This window comes from Thalassobius sp. MITS945101 (genome assembly GCF_047123305.1).
Lineage (GTDB): Bacteria > Pseudomonadota > Alphaproteobacteria > Rhodobacterales > Rhodobacteraceae > Thalassobius.
In genome coordinates this window covers 3,171,512-3,193,953 of sequence record NZ_CP138918.1, presented here as the reverse complement: position 1 = coordinate 3,193,953, position 22,442 = coordinate 3,171,512, and the positions used below count along the sequence as shown (strand labels likewise).

Here is a 22,442-nt window from a genome sequence, read left to right as displayed (position 1 = left end):
AAGCAAAAGAATAGCGGCGGCACTGTTAGCGCCACCGCTTGTGTTTAGATCAAGGGTTCAACGGAGGATGCGATCACTCCGCCGCTTTGCTGAACCCCGAACCGCCGTCCTTGAGTGCGGCCAGCAGCGCCTCGCGCTCTTTGGCGGCTTTGACCTCATTGGCCTGTTTCACCGGACCAAAGCCCCGGATCTTCAGCGGCAGTTCGGCCAAGGCAACAGCGGCATCGCGCACCTCAGGGGTGATCTTGCCCACCAGCGCGGTCATGTCGGCCTCATATTGAGCAATCAAAGCACGTTCCATCTTGCGTTCTTCAGACCGACCAAAATAGTCCAGCTTGGTGCCGCGCAGGCCTTTCATTTTGGCCAGCAGCTTGAACCAGCGCACCATGCCGGGACCGAAGGCTTTTTTGGCAGGGCGACCGCCAGGGCCATCGTCACCGGTCAGACTGGGCGGGGCCAGATGGTAGGTCAGGCTGAAGTCCCCTTCAAAGGCATCAGAGGCCTTGGCACGGGTCTGCAACAGCAGGCGCGCCACCTCGTATTCGTCCTTATAGGCCAACAGCTTGTGATAACCTTTTGCCACCGCTTCCTGCATTGCGGGGTCGTCGAACTTGGCGACCAGTGCGCGGTATTTCTGCGCCAGAGCCTTGCCCTGATAATCAACCAGATGATCCGCGCGGAAGGTGATCTTTTCGTCCAGCGATTTTGGCAGATCCACCACGGTGGCAGGGGCCAGCAGCGCCTCAGCCTCCGCCGGATGCAGCGCCGCCCAACGGCCGATTTCAAAGGCGCGCAGGTTCTTTTCAACCGCCGCGCCGTTCAGGGTCACCGCTTGGGCAATGGCCTCGTGGCTGAGCGGGATCAACCCATGTTGCCAGGCCGCGCCCAGGATCATCATGTTGGAGAAAATCGAGTCCCCCATCGTCAGACGCGCCAGTTCGGTCGCATCAAACAGCTGCACCTTGTCCTGTAGCCGCGCCTGTAGCTGCAGCTCCAACCGGTCACCGGGGATCTTGAACTCGGTGTCGCGGGTGAAATCGCCAGTGACGATATCGTGGTTGTTGACCACCGCGCCGGTTCGGCCTGTGCGGGTCAGACCCAGGGTTTTCGCCCCGGCCGAGACCACCAGATCGCCCCCGATAAGCGCATCACATTCGCCGGTTGCCACACGCACCGCCGAGATGTCATCAGGCTGTTCGGCAATCCGGCAATGGATGTGCACCGCGCCGCCCTTCTGGGCGAGGCCGGCCATCTCCATCATACCGGCACCTTTGCCGTCGATCTGTGCCGCCTGCGCCATCACGGCACCGATGGTCACAACGCCGGTGCCGCCGACGCCGGTGATCACTACGTTATAGGTGCCGTTGATTTCGGGCAGCTGCGGCAGCGGCATCTCTGGCAGATCCAAAGCCGCCGTTTCCGGCTTCTTCACCTTGGCACCCTCAACGGTCACAAAGCTGGGGCAGAACCCGTTCACACAAGAGAAGTCCTTGTTGCAGCTGGACTGATCGATCGCCCGTTTGCGGCCCAGTTCGGTTTCCACCGGCACAATCGACACACAATTGGACTGCACACCGCAGTCCCCGCAGCCTTCGCAGATATCGGTGTTGATAAAGACCCGCTTGTCCGGATCCGGGAACTGGCCCCGTTTGCGACGACGGCGCTTTTCGGCCGCGCAGGTCTGAATGTAAACAATGGCCGACACGCCTTTGATTTGGCGGAAGGTTTTCTGAACTTCCTCCATTGCAGCGCGCTCATAGGTCTGCACCGACGACGGGAAGGCCGAGAGGTTCACCGCCTCTTTCTCATCGTAGACCACCGCCACATTGGCAACGCCCATCGCCTTCAACTCATCCACGATCCGGTAAGCAGTCAGCCCGCCTTCGTTCGGCTGACCACCGGTCATGGCCACCGCATCATTGTAGAGGATCTTGTAGGTGATATTGGCGTCCGAGGCCAAAGCCGCCCGGATCGCCAGCACGCCGGAGTGGTTGTAGGTGCCATCGCCAAGGTTCTGGAACACGTGATCGGTGTTGGAGAACGGCGCCTCGCCGATCCAGTTCGCCCCTTCAGCCCCCATATGGGTGAAACCGCTGGTTTCGCGGTCCATCCACTGCACCATGTAGTGACAGCCAATCCCCGCATAAGCACGGCTGCCGTCAGGCACTTTTGTGGATGAGTTGTGCGGGCAGCCTGAACAGAAATACGGTAGACGGCTGGCCAGTTCTTCGGCGTTGTCGTTGCGGCGCACCTCGGCCAATGCGCCCATGCCCGCCTTGACACCTTCGGTGCCGCGACCCTCTTCGATCAGGATCTCGCCCAGCTTCTCGGCAATCCAGATCGGATCCAGCGCACCGCGGGTCGGGAACAGCTCTTCGCGGCCCATCAGGCCCGCGCCGCCCTTGTACCAGCCATAGACCCGGCGGCCGCGGCGGTCATCAAAGATCGCCTCTTTGACCTGCACCTCGATCAGCTTGCGCTTCTCTTCGACAATCACAATCAAATCAAGGCCTTCGGCCCATTCGTTAAAGCCGGTCATATCCAGCGGGAAGGTCTGACCGACCTTATAGGTGGTGATCCCCAGACGTTCGGCTTCCTCGGCGTCGATGTTCAAAAGCGCCAGCGCATGTTCCAGATCCAGCCAGTTCTTGCCCGCCGCAACAAAACCGATCTTGGCGCCGGGTTTGCCCCATTTGCGCTGATCCATCTTGTTGGCATGGCTGAAGGCTTCGGCGGCGAAACGTTTGTAATCGATCATCCGCGCCTCTTGCGAGGTGGGATCGTCGCCCAGACGGATGTTGAGCCCGCCTGCGGGCATTTCAAAATCGGGCAACACCAGCTGCATCCGGTCTGGGCGGCCATCAACAACGGCGGTGGCTTCCACCGTATCCTTCATGGTCTTCAGACCCACCCAAAGGCCAGAGAAACGCGACAGCGCGTAGCCATAGACGCCATAGTCCAGAATCTCCTGCACACCCGCTGGGCTGACCACAGGCATATAGGCATCCACCATCGCCCATTCCGACTGGTGCAACACGGTGGAGCTTTCGCCGGTATGGTCGTCCCCCATCGCCATCAGGACACCGCCGTGTTTCGCGCTGCCCGCCATATTGGCATGGCGCATCACATCGCCCGAACGGTCAACACCCGGCCCCTTGCCGTACCACAGGCCGAAGACACCGTCATATTTGCCTTCCCACCGCAATTCCGCCTGCTGCGCGCCCCAGAGCGCGGTGGCGGCGAGGTCTTCGTTCAGACCTTCGTGAAAGGTGACGTTAGAGGCGCTCAGCTGCTTGGCTGCGCGGGTCATCTGCAGATCAACAGCCCCCAGCGGAGACCCACGGTAGCCGGTAACATACCCCGCCGTATTGAGACCCGCAGCAGCATCCCGTGCCTGCTGGATCAACATCAGGCGGACCAGCGCCTGTGTGCCGTTCAAAAGGACCGGAGACTTCTCCAGATCGAAGCGATCATTCAAGGAAACCTTGTGGCTGGTCATGTTGTGCCTCCCAACACTGCATGCTTGCTCAGATATAGCGTAATATTAGGTCATAGTTTTTGACCTACCAAGAGAAAACTTAGTCTTTTCTTTACGAAACCGTAGATAAACGGGTTAATATTGCGAAGGTTTCGTGTAACAGGGCGCTTCAAATCGGGAAGTTATCGAGATGGACTGGGATAAACTAAGAATATTTCACGCGGTTGCTGACGCTGGCAGCCTCACCCATGCCGGAGATGTGCTGCATCTGTCGCAATCCGCCGTGTCACGGCAGGTCCGCGCCCTGGAGGAGAGCCTCGATGCCACCCTGTTTCACCGCCATGCCCGGGGGTTGATTCTCACCGAACAGGGCGAGCTGCTGTTTGACGCCACCCGTGCGATGGCCAAACGTCTGGACGCCGCCGCAGCGCGGATCCGTGACAGTGAAGAAGAGGTCTTTGGCCAGCTACGCGTCACCACGACCATCGGCCTTGGCACCTTGTGGCTGGCGCCGCGCCTGCCGAAGCTTTATGAACAGTTCCCTGATCTCAACATCGAGTTGATGCTGGAAGAGCGGGTGCTGGATCTGCCCATGCGCGAAGCAGACGTCGCCATTCGTATGAAAGAGCCCAGCCAGGCCGATCTGATCCGTAAGAAACTGATGACAGTGCGGATGCAGCTGTTTGCCTCCAAGGAATATCTGGAACGCCACGGCGCGCCGGAAGCCATTGAGGACATCGGCAAACACCGTCTGGTCTGTCAGAACACCAATGCGCCGCAGGTCGGTGCCAGCTCGAACCTTGTGGGCCATCTGATGACCTATGATGTGAAATCGACACTGATGGTGAACAACTACTACGGTGTGTTGCAGGCGGTCGCGAACCATCTCGGAATTGGTGTGTTGCCAAACTATCTGAGCCAGGATTTCCCGAATCTTGTGCGGGTCCTGCCGGACGTTCAATCGGTCGAAGTGCCGGTATACTTGGCTTATCCAGAGGAATTGCGGCATTCCAAACGTATAGCTGCCTTCCGTGACTTTGTGCAGGAAGAGATCATCGCCTACCGCAAACGGATGAAAGATCAGGCACTTACCTAATCCCTACGGGAGCTATGCAGTAAGTGCATATCAGCCATGATGCATATGCGGCATTATGGTGCTTGATCGATTCATTATTGATGCCTATTTCAGCACTCGACGGTGACGACGATGAAACTCTCGTCACTTTCATACCTCCCTGTTGGACTTCGGCCGAGCTTTATGCTCGGCCTTTTTTTTGGCGGCGGTTCAGCCAGAAAACACAGGTCAAGCAGGTTGCAGATGCTGCGTTCCCCGACGCCTCCGGCGGGAGTATTTGGCGATCATTGAAATGGGCGGCTGCCTGCTGAGATGGCGAAAACTGTGCATCTGCGGCAAAGAAGCGTCGTTTCTGACCTATTGCCCCCTTCCCCAAATGACAGGCTTGCCTTAAAGAGGCGCGCAAATAGCGCCCTCTGGAGAGTGACCGGATATGCAAGACCCGAGCCTGACCCCCGAACTGATCGAAGCGCATGGGCTGAGCCCCGATGAATACGAGCGCATCCTCGAGATCATCGGACGGGAGCCAACTTTCACCGAGCAGGGCATTTTTTCTGCGATGTGGAACGAACATTGTTCCTATAAGTCGTCGAAGAAATGGCTGCGTACCCTGCCGACGGAAGGTCCGCAGGTGATCTGTGGCCCGGGCGAAAACGCCGGTGTTGTGGATATTGGCGACGGTCAGGCCGTCATCTTCAAGATGGAAAGCCACAACCACCCCTCTTACATTGAACCCTACCAAGGTGCCGCCACCGGTGTTGGCGGCATTTTGCGTGATGTCTTCACCATGGGGGCACGTCCCATTGCGGCGATGAACTCGCTGTCGTTTGGTGAAACCAGCCACCCCAAAACCCGCCAGCTGGTGCATGGGGTTGTTGAGGGTGTTGGCGGTTACGCCAATTGTTTCGGCGTCCCCACAGTGGGCGGCGAGGTACGGTTCCACCCGGCCTATAACGGCAACTGTCTGGTCAACGCCTTTGCGGCAGGTCTGGCAGATGCGGACAAGATTTTCTACTCGGCAGCGTCGGGTGTCGGCATGCCGGTGGTTTACCTTGGCGCCAAGACCGGCCGTGACGGTGTTGGCGGGGCCACTATGGCCTCGGCCGAGTTTGACGACACCATTGAAGAAAAGCGTCCCACCGTGCAGGTCGGCGACCCCTTCACCGAAAAGCGCCTGATGGAGGCCACGCTAGAGCTGATGCAGACCGGCGCGGTGATCTCGATCCAGGATATGGGCGCGGCGGGTCTGACCTGCTCGGCTGTGGAAATGGGTGACAAGGGGGAGCTGGGCGTCAAGCTGAACCTCGAAGACGTGCCGCAGCGTGAAGAGAACATGACGGCCTATGAGATGATGCTGTCGGAATCTCAGGAACGGATGCTGATGGTTCTGAAGCCAGAGCTGGAAGCCGAAGCGCGTGCCGTGTTTGAAAAATGGGATCTGGATTTTGCCATTGTGGGCGAAACCATTGCCGAGGACCGCTTCCTCATCCTGCACAATGGCGAAGTGAAAGCCGACCTGCCGCTGTCGCCGCTGTCGGGCCGCGCGCCGGAATATGACCGTCCTTGGGTGGAAACCGAAGTGGACGCGGATCTGGGGGACGTGCCTGCGGTCGATCCGATCGACGGGCTGAAGGCGCTGATCGGATCGCCGAACTACGGTGCCAAACAGTGGGTTTATCAGCAATATGACTCGCAGGTGATGGCAGATACCGTTCAGGCCCCGGGTCTGGGCGCCGGCATCGTGCGGGTGCATGGCACCGAAAAATCGCTGGCCTTCACCTCGGATGTGACGCCGCGCTACGTGCGGGCCAACCCGGTTGAAGGCGGCAAACAGGCGGTGGCGGAAACCTACCGCAACCTGACCGCCGTGGGCGCAACCCCGCTGGCCACCACCGACAACCTGAACTTCGGCAACCCCGAAAAGCCCGAGATCATGGGCCAGTTTGTCGGCGCGATCAAAGGCATCGGTGAAGCGGTTGCAGCGCTGGATGTGCCGATCGTTTCGGGCAACGTCTCGCTTTACAATGAAACCGACGGTCAGGCGATTCTGCCGACCCCAACCATCTGCGCCGTGGGTCTGATTGAGACGCCGGAACAGGCGATCATCGGCACCGCACGTGACGGCCATGTGGCCCTGCTGGTGGGCGAAACCGCCGGTCACCTGGGTCAGTCGGCCCTGCTGGCGGAGGTGTTCAACCGTGAAGACGGCGATGCCCCGCATGTGGATCTGGAGGCAGAGAAGCGCAATGGCGACTTCATCCGCGCCAATGCTGCGAACATCAAGGCCTGTAGCGATCTGGCCGATGGTGGTCTGGCGCTGGCCGCCTTTGAAATGGCCGAGGCCGGTGGCGTGGGCGTTCAGATTGATGAGGCCGATCAGGCACAGCTGTTTGGCGAAGATCAGGGCCGCTACCTGATTGCCTGCAACTTCGATCAGGCCGAATGGCTGATGGGCGAAGCGGGCAAAGCCGGTGTGGCGATCCAGACCGTGGGCAAGTTCGGCGGCGACAGCGTCAAGCTGGGCGGTTCCGAGGCGCCTCTGGCGGAGCTGGCCGAACAGTTCCGCAGCAGCTTTGAAGCGGCGGTTGGCTGATCCCATGGCGCAAAGGCACCTCAATCTGCCGGTGCTCAAAGAAGATTGTGAAAGCTGCGCAGCGCTCTGCTGCGTGGCTTATCCTTTTGATGCGGATGAGGATTTCGGCCTCCTCAAGGCGGCCGACACCCCCTGCCCCAATCTGGGCAGCGATTTCCGCTGCACCATCCACAAAGATCTGAAGGTCAAAGGGTTTGGCGGCTGTATTGCCTATTCCTGCGCCGGGGCCGGTCAGCGCATCACGCAGGACCTGTTTCCCGATGAAACTTGGCGCGATGATCCAGACCTGATCTACCACATGGCCTATGCGCTGCGGGTGATCCGCCCCATCCATGAGGCGCTTTTGCTGCTGCAAGAGGCCGCCAAACTGCCGGTGCCTGCCGAAGCGCTGGCCGAAGGTCGCGCCCTGATGGCGGCGATGTGCCCGACCGAGGATCGCTCGGTCTATGATTTTGAGGAGCCGGAGGTGCAGGACGCCTTGGCCGAGGTGCCCCACTACCTGCAATCGCTGGCGGTCTATTTGTAGGACACCTCTGAGGATCAAAAAAGATCCATTGTTGAGGTCTCTTTTCCAAAGATATCAGCGGGCGAATGCTTGCACCTCCCCCGCCTGCGCCCTAGATTTTAGCTTAAGACAAAGTAACCGGAGGGCCCGATGGCCGTATATGCACAGGAACTGGAAGATATGCTGCGTGAGGCGTTCCCGAACGCCACTCAGATCGCGGTAGAAGGCACCGATGGCAAACATATGTCCGCGATGATCGTGGATGAGAGCTTTCGCGGCAAAAACCGTGTGCAGCAGCAGCGTTCGGTCTACGCCGCGCTGAAAGGCAAGATGGATGGCCCCAACGGCGAGCTGCACGCGCTGGCCCTGACCACCAAAGCACCGGAGTAATCCCTTGGCAGAGTGGTTCCTCCCTTTCCTGATTATTGCGGTTGCGCTGCTGGTGGCCATCACGGCCTGGGCCGGCCGCAATCGGTCCGCGATTGAGGAAGAGGAATCCGATGACCGCCACCACGTCCTGCGCTCGGACTATCAGTCCGGCATGGGCGGCGGGGCGGTGACCACTTGGAAAGTGCCGAAGGACCCGGACTCCTACGCCAAATTCTTTGTGCCGAAACGAGCCGAGGACAAAGACGCCGGTGAGGAACGGTGATCTGACCCTCACGCCCGTGGCAATTGGCCTCTTGGCTGGGCTGGTCTATCTGCAACTGCGCCCCTATATTCAGGCAAACGCGAAACGGCTGCAACGCCGAGAGGAAACACAAGATGACTGACGCAAAGACCGCAATCGACGAAACCGTCAAAGCAAACACCGTTGTGCTTTTCATGAAAGGCACCAAGGATATGCCGCAGTGTGGCTTCTCCAGCCGGGTGGCAGGTGTGCTGAACTACATGGGTGTGGACTACGCCGATGTGAACGTGCTGGCCGACGATGAAATCCGTCAGGGCATCAAGGATTACTCGGACTGGCCAACCATTCCGCAGCTTTACGTGAAGGGTGAGTTCATCGGCGGCTGCGACATCGTCACTGAAATGACGCTCTCCGGTGAGCTGGACACGCTGTTTGACAGCAACGAGGTGGTCTATTCGAAAGAGGCTGCGGATAAAATCCGCGAAGCCAACGGCTAAGCGGTCGGAGCGATGCGCAATCTCCTTGCCACGCTCCGCCTGCTCTGGGCGCATCACAAGCCCACGATGATCCTGATGGCCGCAGCCTGTGCTGCGGTCCTCTTTTTTGCGGTGCAGTTCGCGTTTGACCACCGCCATTGGCGTGACCGGCCACCGGAACGGCCCGAGGTTGAGGCCTGGATGACCATCCGCTTTGTCGCCCGTGCCTATGACCATCCTCCCGAAGAGATCCGCGCGGCGATTGCCTATTCTGACCCGGAACGACGGTTGAGCTTTCAGGATATCGCCAGCAGACAGGGCCGTGACGTTTCGGAATTAATGAGTGATCTCAATATCTTCCTCGACGCGGAAGAAGCAGAGCGTAAAGCGCGTCACGACAAGAAACACCGCAAAGACGATAAAGACGACAAAGACACAGAAGGCTCCGACAGATGACGGACAGCCTACTGGCCCTTCTGCCAAGTTACGGCGGCTATCTGCTGGCGCTGGTGACGCTTTTGGCCTGTATGGCCGTGCCGATCCCGGCCTCGGTTCTGATGGTGGCGGCAGGCGGATTTGCCATGACCGGCGACCTGCTGTTGTGGCAGGCGCTTCTGGGGGCCTTTGTTGGCGCCGTCTTGGGCGATCAGGTTGGGTTTCAGATCGGGCGTCTCGGCACCGGCCACGTGGAACGGCTGGAGGCCAAGGGCGGCAAACAGGCCTTTGCCCTGCAAAAGGCCACCGCTTTCACCCGTCGGCGCGGGGTTCTGGCGGTGTTTTTCAGCCGTTGGCTGGTTTCCCCGCTTGGGCCGTATGTGAACCTGACCGCTGGCGCGGCGCGGATGAACTGGGCCGGTTTTACCCTTGGCAGCCTGGTGGGCGAAGCCGTCTGGGTCTCGATCTATATCGGGATGGGTGCAGGGGCTGCGGATCAGATCAGCTATCTCTGGCCGATGGTTCGCGACGGTCTGGGCCTCAGCGCGGCAGTGGCGGCAGCGGTCCTGCTAGGGCTGCGTCTGTGGCACCTGAGCCGCGCCCATCAACGGGTGGCGCAAGAGCGGGCGGAAACCCAGACGCAAGAGGCCAGCTGACGGCCAACATCCAAAACAAAAAGGCGCCGCAACGGGCGCCTTTTCACAATCTGATCAGCGACTTACGCCTCTGCCTTCACCTTGTCTTCGACATCGCTTGCCAGCGCTTCGGCGCGGGCGGCCAGTTCGGCGAGTGTGTCATTGACGATCTGCGGGATCACCGGCACTTCGATACGTTCAGGTTCTGGCGCGGGAGCGGATTTCAGCGCTTCAATCTCGGCTTCCTTTTCAGCCAGTTTGGCCTCCAGCTCTGCCACCTTGTCTGCCGCACCGGCGGTTTTATCTGCCAGCATCAAACCCGCCATCAACAGCATCCGCGCCTCGGGTAGGCGGCCAATGGCTTTGGACAGCACGGCAGCTTCTTCGTCCAGCATCTTGGCGGCGGATTGCAGGTAATGTTCTTCACCTTCCTGACAGGAGACTTCAAAGGCGCGGCCACCGATATGGATTTCGACCTCAGGCATTACACGCCCTCCTTCTCTTCAGTCACTTCCGCACGCGCAATCAACGGCTCCATCGCGGCAAGGATCGCGCCGCCCTCTGCGGCCTCAACCTGACGCTCTGCCTTCAGCGCATCCAGCTCAACCGCCAGCGCCGTGTTGATCGCCTCAACATCTGCAACGCCAGCGGCATTGGCCTGGCGCAGCGCCTCATTGCTGCTGCGCAGCTGGGCCGAAGTTTTCTTCAGCGCCTGCATGGCCGCGTCCATTTCCGCCAATGCGGATTTCAGATCCGACATCGCCAGCTCAGCCTCGGCATCTTTGCCATCCAGCTTGGCGCGCAGGGATTTCACCCGTTCTTCCAGCTGGGCACTGACCACCCGTTCATCCTCCAGCTGCTGCTGCAGGGCGGCGCTATCGCCCCCCTCGCCTGCTGTCTCTGCAACGTTGTCGGGACCATCCTCAGCCGCCTCAGCCGCTGCCACGGGCCGCGCCGCCAAAACATCCACGTCCCGGGCAATCCGGTCCAACGCGGAGGTGATACGGCGTTCCAATTCGCTGATTTCACTCATGCGCCTTTTGCCTCTTCTTATTCATACGGCGCTCGTTTTATCCGCTCGACGAATCAAAATGGCGCCAGTTCCTCTTCAGGATACCGAATAGAGGGGAAAAATGCGCCCCCCAAGCGGTTTTTGGCCGATTCCCATGCTTGATATTCACTCAAGGGCTGGTATGAGCAGCGCTAACGAAGCCTCGATCAAAGGAAGCCCATCGTGGATATCTCTGCTCTGCGTTCTGCCAACCCTGACCACTGGAACAAGGCCGCGGCCATCCGCACCCTGACCCTGGATGCGATCCGTGCCGCAAACTCCGGCCACTCCGGTATGCCGATGGGCATGGCCGATGTGGCCACCGTGCTGTTTGAAAAGCACCTGAAGTTTGACGCCGCCGCGCCGAACTGGCCGGACCGCGACCGTTTCATCCTGTCGGCAGGCCACGGCTCGATGCTGCTGTATTCGCTGCTGCATCTGACCGGCTACAAGGACATGACGCTGGAAGAGATCAAAAACTTCCGCCAGTGGGGCGCCAAGACCGCAGGCCACCCGGAATACGGTCACGCCGAAGGCATTGAGACCACCACCGGCCCGCTGGGTCAGGGCATCGCCAATGCTGTTGGTTTCGCCATGGCCGAAGAAATCCTGCGCGGCCAGTACGGCAAGAAGATCGTTGATCACCACACCTATGTGATTGCCGGCGACGGCTGCCTGATGGAAGGCATCAGCCAGGAAGCCCTGGGTCTGGCCGGCCGTCATGAGCTGAGCAAGCTGATCGTCTTCTGGGACAACAACAACATCACCATCGACGGCACCGTGGACCTGTCCTGCCGCATCGATCAGGTGCAGCGTTTCAAGTCGGCAAACTGGCATGTTCAGGAAATCGACGGCCACGATCCCGCCGCCATCGACGCCGCCATTGTGGCCGCAAAGAAGGCTGGCAAACCTTCGATGATCGCCTGCAAAACCCACATCGCGCTGGGCTCCGCCGCACAGGACACCTCCAAGGGTCACGGCGCGCTGACCGATGACACGGTGATTGCCAACACCAAAGAGGCCTACGGCTGGACCGCAGCGCCCTTTGACATTCCTGCCGATATCAAATCGGCCTGGGAAGCGATTGGTGCGCGTGGTGCTGCCGACCGTGCCGAATGGGAAGCCCGTCTGGCCTCGATCTCGGAGCGCAAACAGGCCGAGTTCAAACGTATCTTTGATCTGGACGCCCCCAAACGTCTGGCCCCGACCATCCGCGCCCTGAAAAAGCAGATGAGCGAAGAGCAGCCCAAACTGGCCACCCGCGCCTCGTCGGAAAAAGTGCTGGAAGTTGTGAACCCGATCATGTCGGAAACCGTGGGCGGCTCTGCTGACCTTACCGGTTCGAACAACACCAAAACCGGCGATATGGGCGTCTTTGACACCGACAACCGCAAGGGCCGTTACGTCTACTGGGGTATCCGGGAACACGGCATGGCGGCGGCGATGAACGGCATGGCGCTGCACGGTGGCCTCCGCCCCTACGGCGGCACTTTCATGGCCTTCACCGACTATGCACGTCCCGCGATGCGTCTGGCGGCACTGATGCAGATCCCCTCGGTCTTTGTCATGACCCATGACTCGATCGGTCTGGGCGAAGATGGCCCGACCCACCAGCCGGTGGAACATGTCGCCATTTCGCGCGCAACGCCCAACACCTATGTCTTCCGTCCTGCCGACACCGTTGAGATGGCGGAAAGCTGGGAGATTGCGCTGACCGCGAAGAAGACCCCATCGGTTCTGTCGCTGACCCGTCAGGGCGTGCCGACCGTGCGGACCAAACACACCACCAAAAACCTGTCTGCGCAGGGTGGTTACGTGCTGGCCGACAGCGAAGGCAAACGCCAGGCCATCCTGATCGCCACCGGCTCCGAGGTCTCCATCGCGATGGCGGCCCGTGACCTGTTGCAGGCCGAAGGCATTGGCACCCGGGTGGTCTCCATGCCCTGTATGGAGCTGTTTGACGCCCAGGACGAAGCCTACCGCAAACGTGTTCTGCCCGCCGGCCCCGTGCGTGTTGGCATTGAGGCTGGCGTACGTGACGGCGGCTGGCACAAATACCTCTTGGGCAACCGTGGCCGTGAACAGAAACAGGCCTTTGTCGGCATGGAAGGCTTCGGTGCATCGGCTCCGGCCAATGTTCTTTACGAAAAGTTCGGCATCACCGCCGAAGCCGTGGCCGAAAAGGTCAAGGCGCTGCTGGGCTAAGCCCCAGCATCACCAGAAACAGAAAAGGCCACGCAACCGCGTGGCCTTTTTCTTTGGCATATTGGTTGGGACATCAATGTTGACAGGAAGCGCCCTTCCCCTCAGATCTGTGTTAAAATCTGAAAGGTGCTGAGATGGCATCTCCGAACCTCCTGATCGACGGCTTACCAGCCGAGACCCGCGTCAGCCTGCCGGAACTAGAGGACCTCGTTGTTGTCGATCGTCCAATTGTGTTTTCAATTGGAAAGGCCTAGCTGCTGGCACAATTTTCGCGCAAAGATCACGTGTTGTTGGTTGAGATTGCCGTGGTTGAACGGGGCGGCGAAGGGGTTCTGTTTACTTTGATTGAAACGATTGAGGCCGCTGCCAAAGTGCGACATTACAACGCTATTGAATGGACCGTATTGGCGCGAAACTGTCAGGTGCCAAACCCAAAGCTGATGCGCGTGCTGGAAACACTTGGCTTCGAAGTTCGCCAAACGGACACTGGCTCAGAATTCTACTGGCACCGCAAATCAATCAACGACTCGCTGCTTAGACGCGGGAGCTAAGGGGCGCTGCCCCCTTGGCCTCATGGCCAATTCCCCCGGAGTAGTTATGGCAAGATGAAAATGCCTTTCAATGATCCACAAATACTCAAATCTATGCTTCCGGCGAAGGACGCTCAGCGCCATTTCTATCGTTATTCTCGGGAAAAACTTAATTGCCAGGCTCAACTTCGCGTTAATCGGTCCGTTGCTAAGATCGTGGAAGATGCAATCTGAGGTGTGTTATGGGTGTTGCGCGGAATGTAGGAACAATCTCCAGCCTGCTGGTTCTTCTGGGCGCAGGTCCAGCTGCGGCCAGTGTGTCGACGGATTGCAATGTCCTGTCGCAGGGCCACACTTTTGACCAAACAGACGCGGTGCTGCGAGCGGGGGATGTGCTATATGCGCCGACCACCGTTTCGGCGGTAGGGGCGACACAGGCGCCGCCGTTTTGGGGCATTCGCAATCTCGACACGGGCGTTCTTGTAGCACCGCCCCTGTCGCAACGGCATTATACCATCCCCAGCGATGGCACCTATCAGGTCTTCGCCTTCAACGGGTTTGATGCAGCGCCAATCCTCTGCACCCCGGCGCAGGTTCAGATCGGCCACAGCCTGATGCAGAGCCAGCGGGCCCTCCATGCCAACAGTCTGGGGTCGGCGCTGGCCGGCGCAGCCGCCCTGCGCGGTGGCGCGCCAGCTGGAAGCGGGGTAGTCAGCCAGAACGGACTGTTCTGGTCCCCGCCTGAGGCGGGGCAAGGCCCCACAAACCTGTGGCTGCAATTGTCCACCACCCAGATCAATGGCCCAGAGGACGGCACGGCGCTGAACCTGCATCTGGGCGCAGACCATGCCGTTGGCGGCGGCTACCTGGGTCTGGCGCTCAGCCATGCGCGGGTGACGCAGGACAGCCCCAGCGGGCGGGAAGAGGCTGTGCACACGGCGCTTAGCCCCTACTTCGGATTGCACAATGAGGGGCTGAGCCTGAGTGGTCATCTTAGCCTGGGCCGGGTAGAGCATCACCTGACCGGCGCCACTGTGACGGGACGGGCCTATGGCTTGGGGCTGCGGGCGCAGCTGGAGGCACCTTTGGTGGCGGTGACGTTACAGCCCTTTATCTCGCTGCAGGCCAGCCGTGAGGATCTGCCGGACTATACCGTTGGCGGCACATTGGTGGCCGCCCATCGACAAGAGCATAGCGCCTTGCAACTGGGCGTGCGGATCACCACCCCCGCGACAAGCAACGGGCTTCGGGCCTATGGCAGTCTGGCGCTGGAGCGGGGCCGCAATGACACCACCTATGCCGCGGCAGAGAGTTTCACTGCGCCGCGCGTGGTTCTGGGGCTGCAAACCGGTGACAGCGGACGCGGCAATGCACAGCTGGAACTGGAATATGGCCATCACAGCGCCGACAGCACCGATCTGACCATGCGGGGCGGCTTTACTTTTGCCTTTTAAGCCCATTGGGCAACGCGCGGGCGGTTTGCCCCCGCGCGTCACCGATGTTTTCGTAGCTTTAGTGGGCCGGTTTCTTGCCGGACACGGCCCCGATCAACGGCCCCACTACACGGGTGGCCAGTGGGATCAGCAGCAGACCATAGATCAGCCCCAGCACACCGTCGATACCGGCGGTGACAGCCCATTTGACAAAGCCCTGCATATCCGCGCTCACCAGATAGGCCACATCACCGGCGATGGTTTTGATGTCCTTATAGGGATGGGGCAGGCCCAGATCGTTCAGCCCGTGCACCATGATCGACCCGCCCACCCAGAGCATTGCCGCGGTGCCGATGATCGACAGCAGTTTCATCAGCAAGGGCATGAACTTCACCAGCCCCCGCCCCATGCCACGCAGCAGTCCAATCCCGCTGTTCTGCGCCATATGAAGGCCGACGTCGTCCATCTTCACAATCAAGGCAACCGAGCCATAGACCGCCACGGTCACCATGATGCCAACTAGCGCCAGGGTGGCGGCCTCCATGTAGATATTGCTGGCTTCAATGGCCGCCAAGGAAATGGTCATGATTTCAGCGGACAGGATGAAGTCGGTCTTAATTGCGCCTTTGACCTTTTCCTCTTCCAGATGGCCGGGGTCTTTGACCGACATATCGGCCTCGATATGTTTGTCGCCATGCGGGAACAGCACGTGGAAAATCTTCTCTGCCCCCTCAAAACACAGGTAACTGCCCCCCAGCATCAGCAAAGGCGTCACCAGCCAGGGCGCGAAGTTTGACAACAAAAGCGCCAGCGGCAGCAGGATCACCAGCTTGTTAAAGAAAGAGCCGCGCGCGATTTTCCAGATGATCGGCAGCTCCCGTGCCGGGGCAAAACCCTGCACATATTTTGGTGTCACCGCCGCGTCATCGATGATCACACCGGCGGTCTTGGACCCCGCTTTGGCGGCGGCGGCTGCCACATCATCAATACTGGTGGCTGCCACTTTGGCAATCGCTGCCACATCATCCAACAAAGCCAGAAGACCGCTCATGAAAATACCCTCGTTTCAATCGTTAGCGCCAACTTAACCAATCCTTTCTCCGACCGGAAGCGACTGGTTGCGCCATCGTTAGCGCAATCGGTCCATGTTTGCGCCAACATCCTGAAAAACGGCCATTTTTAACCTTTCCGCAAGGCAAACTGCCGCCTATAGGACAGGCAGTATTCGCAGACCTTCGACAGACAGGAGTCACCCTTCCATGACCATCACCGTCGGCATCAACGGATTTGGCCGCATTGGCCGCTGCACCCTCATGCATATCGCAGAGAGCGCGCGCGAAGATATCAAAGTGGTCAAGATCAACGCCACCGGCCCGCTGGAAACCGCGGCGCATCTGGTGCGCTATGACTCGGTTCATGGCCGTTTCCCAGGTGAAGTGACCACCGGCACCGATGAGGCTGGCAAAAACTGGATGGATCTGGGCCGCGGCAAGTTCGAGGTCATGTCGACCTACAACATGGATGAGCTGGACTGGAGCGGCGTTGACGTGGTGCTGGAATGCACCGGTCAGTTCAACGACGGTGAAAAGGCCAAGAAACACATCGAACAGGGCGCCAAGGCAGTTCTGATCTCGGCCCCGGCCAAAAACGTGCAGAAAACCATCGTGATGGGCGTCAACAATGACGCGCTGGCAGCCGAAGATGTGATGATCTCCAACGGCTCCTGCACCACCAATTGTCTGGCCCCGCTGGCCAAGGTGCTGCACGAAAAGGTGGGCATTGAATCCGGCATCATGACCACCATCCACAGCTACACCGGCGACCAGCCGACGCTGGACCGTCGCCACAGCGATCTCTACCGCGCCCGTGCAGCCGCCATGTCGATGATCCCAACCTCCACCGGTGCGGCCAAGGCACTGGGCGAGGTGCTGCCCGCGCTGAAGGGCAAACTGGATGGCTCCGCTGTACGTGTGCCGACCCCGAATGTTTCCGCCGTGGACCTGACCTTCATCGCCAAACGGGACGTGACCGTGGCCGACATCAACGCTGTTGTTGCCGAAGCCGCCGCCAATGGTCCGCTGAAGGGCATTCTGGGCTTTGACACCGAACAGAAGGTCTCGATCGACTTCAACCACACCGAGGAAAGCTCGATCTTCGCCCCCGACCAGACCAAAGTCACCGGCGGCCGTCTGGTACGTGTGCTGGCCTGGTATGACAACGAATGGGGTTTCTCCTGCCGGATGGCCGATGTGGCCGTTGCCATGGGGAAACTGCAAAAAGGCAAGGTTGATCCCGAGGCCGTTCGCGGGCATGAATTGGCCTAAGGGCCATTCATTACGGATCACTTTAATGACCAACCAAATTGCCATCGGACTTGGCATTGTGATCGTCGCAGCAATCTGCGGCGATCTTTTCGTGACCGGCGGAGACAACCTCATCTTCCTTGGCAAGAAATTCGACGAATTCCTCGAATGGATCGCCTTCTGGCGGTGAGAGGGCTTGCGGCGGCGCGCAACCCTTAGCAGGGGTAGCTGAACATCACGCGGCGGATTTCGGGCGGATTGCGCAGGGTGCGGCCGGCGTCTCGTTTGCTGGGGCGGCCGTGTTCTGAGGTGACCACCAGATCATAGCGGCAGCCGCGTTTCAGCCGGTCATGCACCTCGGCGCGGGTCTGGCCCAGCCAGGGGCGTGGGTAGGTCTGTGGTAGGGCGAAAGAGCCGTGGGTGGTCATCACCACGCCGCAGTAGCCCAGATAAGACCGGCTGGGGGCAAAGTCCCGGCTGGCGCGGCGTTTTTTGCTCAGCAGGCCCCCATCTATGTCTTCCCAGCAGCGCACCGGCGCATCCATCGTGCGCACGTCCACGGTGATCACATAGCGATTATGGGTGCTGGCCCAGATGATCAGGATCATCACCATGGCCGCCGCCGTCAGCGACAGCCATAGGATCAGGCGCCGGACGGGAATGGTGAGGATTGTTTCAACCTGTGCTTCCGCCGCGACGTCCTGTTTCGACATGATCCTACCTGCTGAGTTTCTCCAGCAGGTTTTCCTGAACCGCCGGGGTCACGAATTTCGAAATATCGCCGCCAAGCCGGGCGATTTCCTTCACCAGTTTCGAGGCAATGGCCTGGTGGCGCGCTTCGGCCATCAGGAACACGGTCTCAATCGAACTGTCCATTGCACGGTTCATGCCAACCATCTGGTACTCGTATTCGAAATCCGCCACCGCACGCAGGCCGCGCACAATCACCTGTGCGCCAACGTCGCGGGCACAGTCGATCAGCAGGTTTTCAAAGGGGTGCACCACGATCTCAGTGCCGGTTTCCGCAGCCAGTTTGGCGGTTTCATGTTCGATCATCGCCACCCGCTCTTCGAGGCTGAACAAGGGCCCCTTGTCACGGTTGATGGCCACGCCGATGACCAGACGGTCCACCAGGCTGGCAGAGCGGCGGATGATGTCCACATGCCCCAGGGTGATCGGATCAAAAGTGCCGGGATAAAGGCCGATACGCATGGATAGTCCCCCTCGCCACGCCGATGTCATTCCAGTGTTTCCGCGCGCACGCAATATTATTGCCCAAGGAAATGCAAGCGCTATTGAACGGGGTTGTAGTTCTACGATGCCGCAGGTGCAAAGAAACGCGGCGTCACGTGGGGCCAATCCGCACGCGCCGCCGCATCTGTTTTATGATCGGGCCTAATGGCCCATGATCATCCCTTCCAGCGCGTTGCGTTCCATCGCCAGCTCATCCAGGCGGGCCGCAACCACATCGCCGATGGTGACAATGCCCACCAGCACGCCGTTATCGGTGATCGGCATGTGGCGGAACCGGCCCTCTGTCATCCGCTTCATGATGTCATCAGCCGAGTCATTGCGCGACCCGCAGACCGGATTGCGGATCATCAGATCGTCGACCAGCTCTTCCATACAGCCCGCGCCGCGCACACCAAGCGCCCGCACAATATCCCGTTCCGAGATGATGCCTTCAGCTGCCTTCCCGTCAGAAGAGACCACAACGCCACCGATCCTTCGTTCTGCCAGAATTTGGGCAACTTCCGATATGCCTGTGCCCGGTTTTACGGTCACAACGCCGGTGTCGCCTTTGGCCTTAAGGATCTGATGTACAAGCATGAGCAGCCTCCTACGCAACATAATTTCGTAAGAGTAGCGTCCCCCGCTGGCGCGTCTCTGTCAAGGAAACAAGTGTCACATCGCCGAACCTGTGTTGTTCTTGCGCATAGGCAAACACGCATTGGTCTGGCCGGGTGCGTCGATCAGGTCAGGGCCTCCAGCCGGACAACCTCTTCCTTCAAGCCTTCCATCAGGGCGGCCGCGAAACGGTTCATCCGCTCCAGCCGGCGGTCATCGGAGTGGCGGATCAGGTAGAAACTGCGGGTCAGGCTGACATGTTCGGGCAGCACCTTACGGAACCCGCGTGCCGCCGGAATGGCAAAGTCATGCACCACCCCGATCCCGGCCCCGGAGCGGATCGCGTTGAACTGCACCGACACCGAATTGGAGGCCAGGTTCACCTTGTTGATCCCCAATTCCGACAGGTAGTCCAGTTCTTTATCGAAGATCATATCGGGGATATAGCCGATCAACCGGTGGCCATGCAGATCCTTCAGATGCTCAATACGGGGATATTGCATCAGATAGCTGCGGGCGGCGGCAAGGTGCAGTTTGTAATCGGTGATCTTCTGCACAGTCAGCCGGTTGCCCGCTTCGGGTGCCGAGACACCGATGGCCATGTCAGCCTCACGTTTGGACAGGTTGAACACCCGCGGCAACGCCACAATCTGAATTTCCAGATCGGGGTTTTCTTCGGCGATCTTGCTGCAGACATGGGGCAAAAGGTAATTGGCGCAGCCATCGGGCGCGCCAATACGGATGGTGCCGGACAGGTTGCCCGCCTGCCCCGCCAGTTCCTCCATCGCGCCCGACATGGCCTGTTCGGCCCGTTCGGCATGGGCCAGCAGCCGCTGGCCTGCATCGGTCAAGGCGTAGCCCTGAGGCGATTTGGCAAACAGCGGCGCGCCCATTTCCTCTTCAAAACGGCCAATGCGACGGCCCACCGTGGCCGGATCCACCTTCAGGTCCCGCCCGGCAGCGGACAGGCTCTCCAGCCGTGCCACCGCCAGAAACACCTTCATATCATCCCAATTTGGATTCATCCGCCCGCTCCCCAGTCCGTTTTCTTGTGGTTTGCAACTGGCCTAATGCGCCCGCAAGGCTCCGCCCCAGAGGCGTCCTGCGTTTCTGCAAACCTGTTTTGGAAACTTACGTCTTTCTCTGGGATTTTTGCAAGCCTATCCTGTGGTCAACCATTAGGAGGATTCTGTCATGCAAGAGATCATGAACTTTGTGGACGGTCAGCTGGTGCCGGGCACCTCGGGCCGTTACTCGGAAAACTGCAACCCTGCCACCGGCGAAGCCGCCAGCAAGGTGCCCCTCGCCACCAAAGACGAGATGGATGCCATCATCGCCAAAGCCGCTGCCGCGCAGCCCAAATGGGCCGCCACCAACCCGCAGCGTCGCGCCCGGGTGATGATGAAGTTCGGTGCCCTGATCAACGAACACATGGACGAACTGGCCGAGCTGGTCAGCCGCGAACACGGCAAAACCCTGCCCGACGCGCGTGGTGACGTGCAGCGTGGTCTGGAAGTTGTCGAAGTCTGCATGGGCGCACCGAGCCTGCTGAAAGGCGAATACATGAACGACGGCGGCCCCGGCATTGACCTTTATGCCATGCGCCAGCCGCTGGGTGTGGTTGCGGGCATCACCCCGTTCAACTTCCCTGCAATGATCCCGCTTTGGAAAATGGCGCCTGCGCTGGCCGCTGGCAACGCGATGATCCTGAAACCGTCCGAGCGCTGCCCCTCGACCTCGCTGCGTCTGGCCGAGCTGATCAAAGAAGCAGGCCTGCCCGACGGTGTGCTGCAGGTTGTGAATGGTGACAAAGAAGCGGTTGATGCCATCCTGGACAATGAAACCATTCAGGCTGTGGGCTTTGTTGGCTCCACCCCGATCGCCCAGTACATCTATGGCCGCGCCGCCACCAACGGCAAACGCGCCCAGTGTTTCGGTGGTGCCAAGAACCACATGATCATCATGCCCGACGCGGACATGGACAAAGCCGCTGACGCGCTGGTTGGCGCGGGCTTCGGCGCCGCGGGCGAACGCTGCATGGCGATCTCGGTTGCCGTTCCGGTGGGTGAGAAAACCGCCGAAGCGCTGCGGGAACGTCTGGTGCCGCGCATTGAGGCGCTGAAAGTTGGCCCCTACACCTCGGAAGAAGACGTGGACTACGGCCCCGTCATCACCGCACAGGCCAAAGACCGCATTGTTGGCCTGATCAACTCGGGCGAGGAACAGGGCGCGGATCTGGTCACTGACGGCCGCAACTTCAGCCTGCAGGGCTATGAAGACGGCTACTACGTTGGCCCGACCTTCTTTGACAAGGTGACCAAAGACATGGACATCTACAAAGAAGAGATCTTTGGCCCGGTTCTGAGCCAGGTGCGCACCGAAAGCTACGAAGAAGCGCTGGATCTGGTCATGACCAATGACTATGGCAACGGCACTTCGATCTTCACCGCGGATGGCGACACTGCGCGTGACTTTGCCAACAAGGTCAACGTCGGCATGGTGGGCATCAACTTCCCGATCCCGGTGCCGCTGTCCTACTTCTCCTTCGGTGGTTGGAAGAAGTCGGCCTTTGGTGACCTGAACCAATACGGCCCGGATGCGTTCAAGTTCTACACCAAGACCAAGACCGTCACCGCGCGGTGGTTCTCGGGTATCAAAGAAGGCGGCGAGTTCGCCTTCAAGGCGATGGATTGATCTCTTAATAATTGTTAAGACTATGGACAGGCCGGGTGAATTCCCGGCCTGTTTTTGCAAGGACGGGACCCCCATGCCGCTCAGCTATCAAATCTTCGCGGATCAAAACCTCAACGTTGTACGTTACCAAGGCTATGTCCGCGCCGAAGAAACGCTGGAGGTGTTTTACACCTATCTGGAGGACCCGGATTTCCAACCGAACCAGTTGCAGCTTGTTGACCTGACCCATGTGACCGGGGCGCAGGTGGATCTGGAAAAAATGCTGGCGATGCAGGCCGAAAAGGTCAAACGCCTGCTGCCCAATGGCGGGCGTATTCAGATGATGGTTCTGGCCCCGAACGACGTGTCCCGCGCCATGGCCTCGCTGGTGCAGAAATCCTGGGAACCCTTTCCGGCGGATGTGATGATCTGCGAAACATCCCAAGCCGATGCCCTGCGGCAACTCGGCGTGGAAAGCGAAAATTTCGCCACCATTTCCACACCTTAATCGCAGCAACCCCATCCGTTTTGCGGCAATGCGGCGTGGAATTTTCTTGATTGGAGACGCTGA

At 59.7% G+C, this 22,442-nt stretch carries 23 protein-coding genes; 15 read left to right on the top strand and 8 right to left on the bottom strand.

The features are described from left to right. Positions 1 to 73: 73 nt before the first annotated feature. Positions 74 to 3,499 carry an indolepyruvate ferredoxin oxidoreductase family protein gene (locus tag SIC14_RS15830; RefSeq protein ID WP_412562879.1) on the bottom strand — a complete coding sequence of 1,142 codons (3,426 nt, stop codon included), beginning with the start codon at positions 3,497 to 3,499 and terminating at the stop codon, positions 74 to 76. 169 nt (positions 3,500 to 3,668) lie between these two features. On the opposite strand from SIC14_RS15830, the gene SIC14_RS15825 reads away from it, so the two are divergent. The 8 genes from SIC14_RS15825 to SIC14_RS15790 all read left to right on the top strand — a co-directional run bounded on the left by SIC14_RS15825 (position 3,669) and on the right by SIC14_RS15790 (position 9,849). Then, complete coding sequence (locus SIC14_RS15825; RefSeq protein WP_412562878.1) at positions 3,669 to 4,574, top strand: LysR family transcriptional regulator; 906 nt, start codon at positions 3,669 to 3,671, stop codon at positions 4,572 to 4,574. A 412-nt stretch (positions 4,575 to 4,986) separates the two neighbouring features. Next, a complete protein-coding gene (gene purL / locus SIC14_RS15820) occupies positions 4,987 to 7,146 on the top strand; it encodes a phosphoribosylformylglycinamidine synthase subunit PurL (protein WP_412562877.1) in 2,160 nt (719 codons plus the stop codon). 4 nt (positions 7,147 to 7,150) lie between these two features. Then, entirely contained in the window at positions 7,151 to 7,672 is a 522-nt protein-coding gene (locus SIC14_RS15815) for a hypothetical protein (protein WP_412562876.1), read from the top strand. 129 nt (positions 7,673 to 7,801) lie between these two features. Continuing rightward, a complete protein-coding gene (locus tag SIC14_RS15810; protein ID WP_412562875.1) occupies positions 7,802 to 8,041 on the top strand; it encodes a BolA/IbaG family iron-sulfur metabolism protein in 240 nt (79 codons plus the stop codon). Between the two features lie 4 nt (positions 8,042 to 8,045). Beyond that, positions 8,046 to 8,303 (top strand): hypothetical protein, encoded by a 258-nt coding sequence (locus SIC14_RS15805; protein ID WP_412562874.1) that lies wholly within the window; start codon positions 8,046 to 8,048, stop codon positions 8,301 to 8,303. 113 nt (positions 8,304 to 8,416) lie between these two features. Further along, entirely contained in the window at positions 8,417 to 8,779 is a 363-nt protein-coding gene (grxD, locus tag SIC14_RS15800) for a Grx4 family monothiol glutaredoxin (RefSeq protein ID WP_412562873.1), read from the top strand. A gap of 12 nt (positions 8,780 to 8,791) precedes the next feature. Next, positions 8,792 to 9,214 carry a hypothetical protein gene (locus tag SIC14_RS15795; RefSeq protein ID WP_412562872.1) on the top strand — a complete coding sequence of 141 codons (423 nt, stop codon included), beginning with the start codon at positions 8,792 to 8,794 and terminating at the stop codon, positions 9,212 to 9,214. Next, a complete protein-coding gene (locus tag SIC14_RS15790; RefSeq protein ID WP_412562871.1) occupies positions 9,211 to 9,849 on the top strand; it encodes a DedA family protein in 639 nt (212 codons plus the stop codon). The genes SIC14_RS15795 and SIC14_RS15790 overlap by 4 nt, the downstream gene beginning before the upstream one ends. Before the next feature lie 62 nt (positions 9,850 to 9,911). On the opposite strand, the gene SIC14_RS15785 is transcribed toward SIC14_RS15790, so the two are convergent. After that, positions 9,912 to 10,313 (bottom strand): cell division protein ZapA, encoded by a 402-nt coding sequence (locus SIC14_RS15785; RefSeq protein WP_412562870.1) that lies wholly within the window; start codon positions 10,311 to 10,313, stop codon positions 9,912 to 9,914. Continuing rightward, entirely contained in the window at positions 10,313 to 10,861 is a 549-nt protein-coding gene (locus SIC14_RS15780) for a hypothetical protein (protein WP_412562869.1), read from the bottom strand. The genes SIC14_RS15785 and SIC14_RS15780 overlap by 1 nt, the downstream gene beginning before the upstream one ends. Before the next feature lie 201 nt (positions 10,862 to 11,062). Here SIC14_RS15780 and tkt point away from each other — a divergent pair, with 201 nt between their 5' ends. The 3 genes from tkt (at position 11,063) to SIC14_RS15765 (ending at position 15,068) form a co-directional block, all read left to right on the top strand. After that, complete coding sequence (gene tkt, locus SIC14_RS15775) at positions 11,063 to 13,084, top strand: transketolase (RefSeq protein WP_412562868.1); 2,022 nt, start codon at positions 11,063 to 11,065, stop codon at positions 13,082 to 13,084. Positions 13,085 to 13,371: 287 nt separating this feature from the next. After that, positions 13,372 to 13,635, top strand: a complete 264-nt coding sequence (locus tag SIC14_RS15770; RefSeq protein WP_412562867.1) for a hypothetical protein — start codon at positions 13,372 to 13,374, stop codon at positions 13,633 to 13,635. 221 nt (positions 13,636 to 13,856) lie between these two features. After that, the gene (locus SIC14_RS15765; RefSeq protein WP_412562866.1) at positions 13,857 to 15,068 is read left to right on the top strand and encodes an autotransporter outer membrane beta-barrel domain-containing protein; all 1,212 of its coding nucleotides are present in this window, start codon (positions 13,857 to 13,859) and stop codon (positions 15,066 to 15,068) included. Positions 15,069 to 15,126: 58 nt separating this feature from the next. On the opposite strand, the gene SIC14_RS15760 is transcribed toward SIC14_RS15765, so the two are convergent. Next, positions 15,127 to 16,098 (bottom strand): DUF808 domain-containing protein, encoded by a 972-nt coding sequence (locus SIC14_RS15760; RefSeq protein WP_412562865.1) that lies wholly within the window; start codon positions 16,096 to 16,098, stop codon positions 15,127 to 15,129. Between the two features lie 208 nt (positions 16,099 to 16,306). Here SIC14_RS15760 and gap point away from each other — a divergent pair, with 208 nt between their 5' ends. Together gap and SIC14_RS15750 are read left to right on the top strand one after the other, a co-directional pair. Continuing rightward, the gene (gene gap, locus SIC14_RS15755; protein ID WP_412562864.1) at positions 16,307 to 17,371 is read left to right on the top strand and encodes a type I glyceraldehyde-3-phosphate dehydrogenase; all 1,065 of its coding nucleotides are present in this window, start codon (positions 16,307 to 16,309) and stop codon (positions 17,369 to 17,371) included. Positions 17,372 to 17,396: 25 nt separating this feature from the next. Next, entirely contained in the window at positions 17,397 to 17,540 is a 144-nt protein-coding gene (locus SIC14_RS15750; RefSeq protein WP_412562863.1) for a hypothetical protein, read from the top strand. A 25-nt stretch (positions 17,541 to 17,565) separates the two neighbouring features. Here SIC14_RS15750 and SIC14_RS15745 read toward each other — a convergent pair whose 3' ends face one another. The 4 genes from SIC14_RS15745 to SIC14_RS15730 form a co-directional block, all read right to left on the bottom strand. Then, the gene (locus SIC14_RS15745; protein WP_412562862.1) at positions 17,566 to 18,063 is read right to left on the bottom strand and encodes a hypothetical protein; all 498 of its coding nucleotides are present in this window, start codon (positions 18,061 to 18,063) and stop codon (positions 17,566 to 17,568) included. Between the two features lie 4 nt (positions 18,064 to 18,067). Further along, on the bottom strand, positions 18,068 to 18,562 hold the full coding sequence (gene coaD, locus SIC14_RS15740) for a pantetheine-phosphate adenylyltransferase (RefSeq protein WP_412562861.1): 495 nt from the start codon (positions 18,560 to 18,562) through the stop codon (positions 18,068 to 18,070). 183 nt (positions 18,563 to 18,745) lie between these two features. After that, a complete protein-coding gene (locus SIC14_RS15735) occupies positions 18,746 to 19,180 on the bottom strand; it encodes a CBS domain-containing protein (protein WP_412562860.1) in 435 nt (144 codons plus the stop codon). A 143-nt stretch (positions 19,181 to 19,323) separates the two neighbouring features. Then, the gene (locus SIC14_RS15730) at positions 19,324 to 20,223 is read right to left on the bottom strand and encodes a LysR family transcriptional regulator (RefSeq protein WP_412562859.1); all 900 of its coding nucleotides are present in this window, start codon (positions 20,221 to 20,223) and stop codon (positions 19,324 to 19,326) included. Between the two features lie 169 nt (positions 20,224 to 20,392). Between SIC14_RS15730 and SIC14_RS15725 the strand changes: the two genes are divergently transcribed. Together SIC14_RS15725 and SIC14_RS15720 are read left to right on the top strand one after the other, a co-directional pair. Continuing rightward, complete coding sequence (locus SIC14_RS15725; RefSeq protein WP_412562858.1) at positions 20,393 to 21,892, top strand: CoA-acylating methylmalonate-semialdehyde dehydrogenase; 1,500 nt, start codon at positions 20,393 to 20,395, stop codon at positions 21,890 to 21,892. Positions 21,893 to 21,965: 73 nt separating this feature from the next. Beyond that, the gene (locus tag SIC14_RS15720; protein ID WP_412562857.1) at positions 21,966 to 22,379 is read left to right on the top strand and encodes a hypothetical protein; all 414 of its coding nucleotides are present in this window, start codon (positions 21,966 to 21,968) and stop codon (positions 22,377 to 22,379) included. Positions 22,380 to 22,442: the final 63 nt, after the last annotated feature.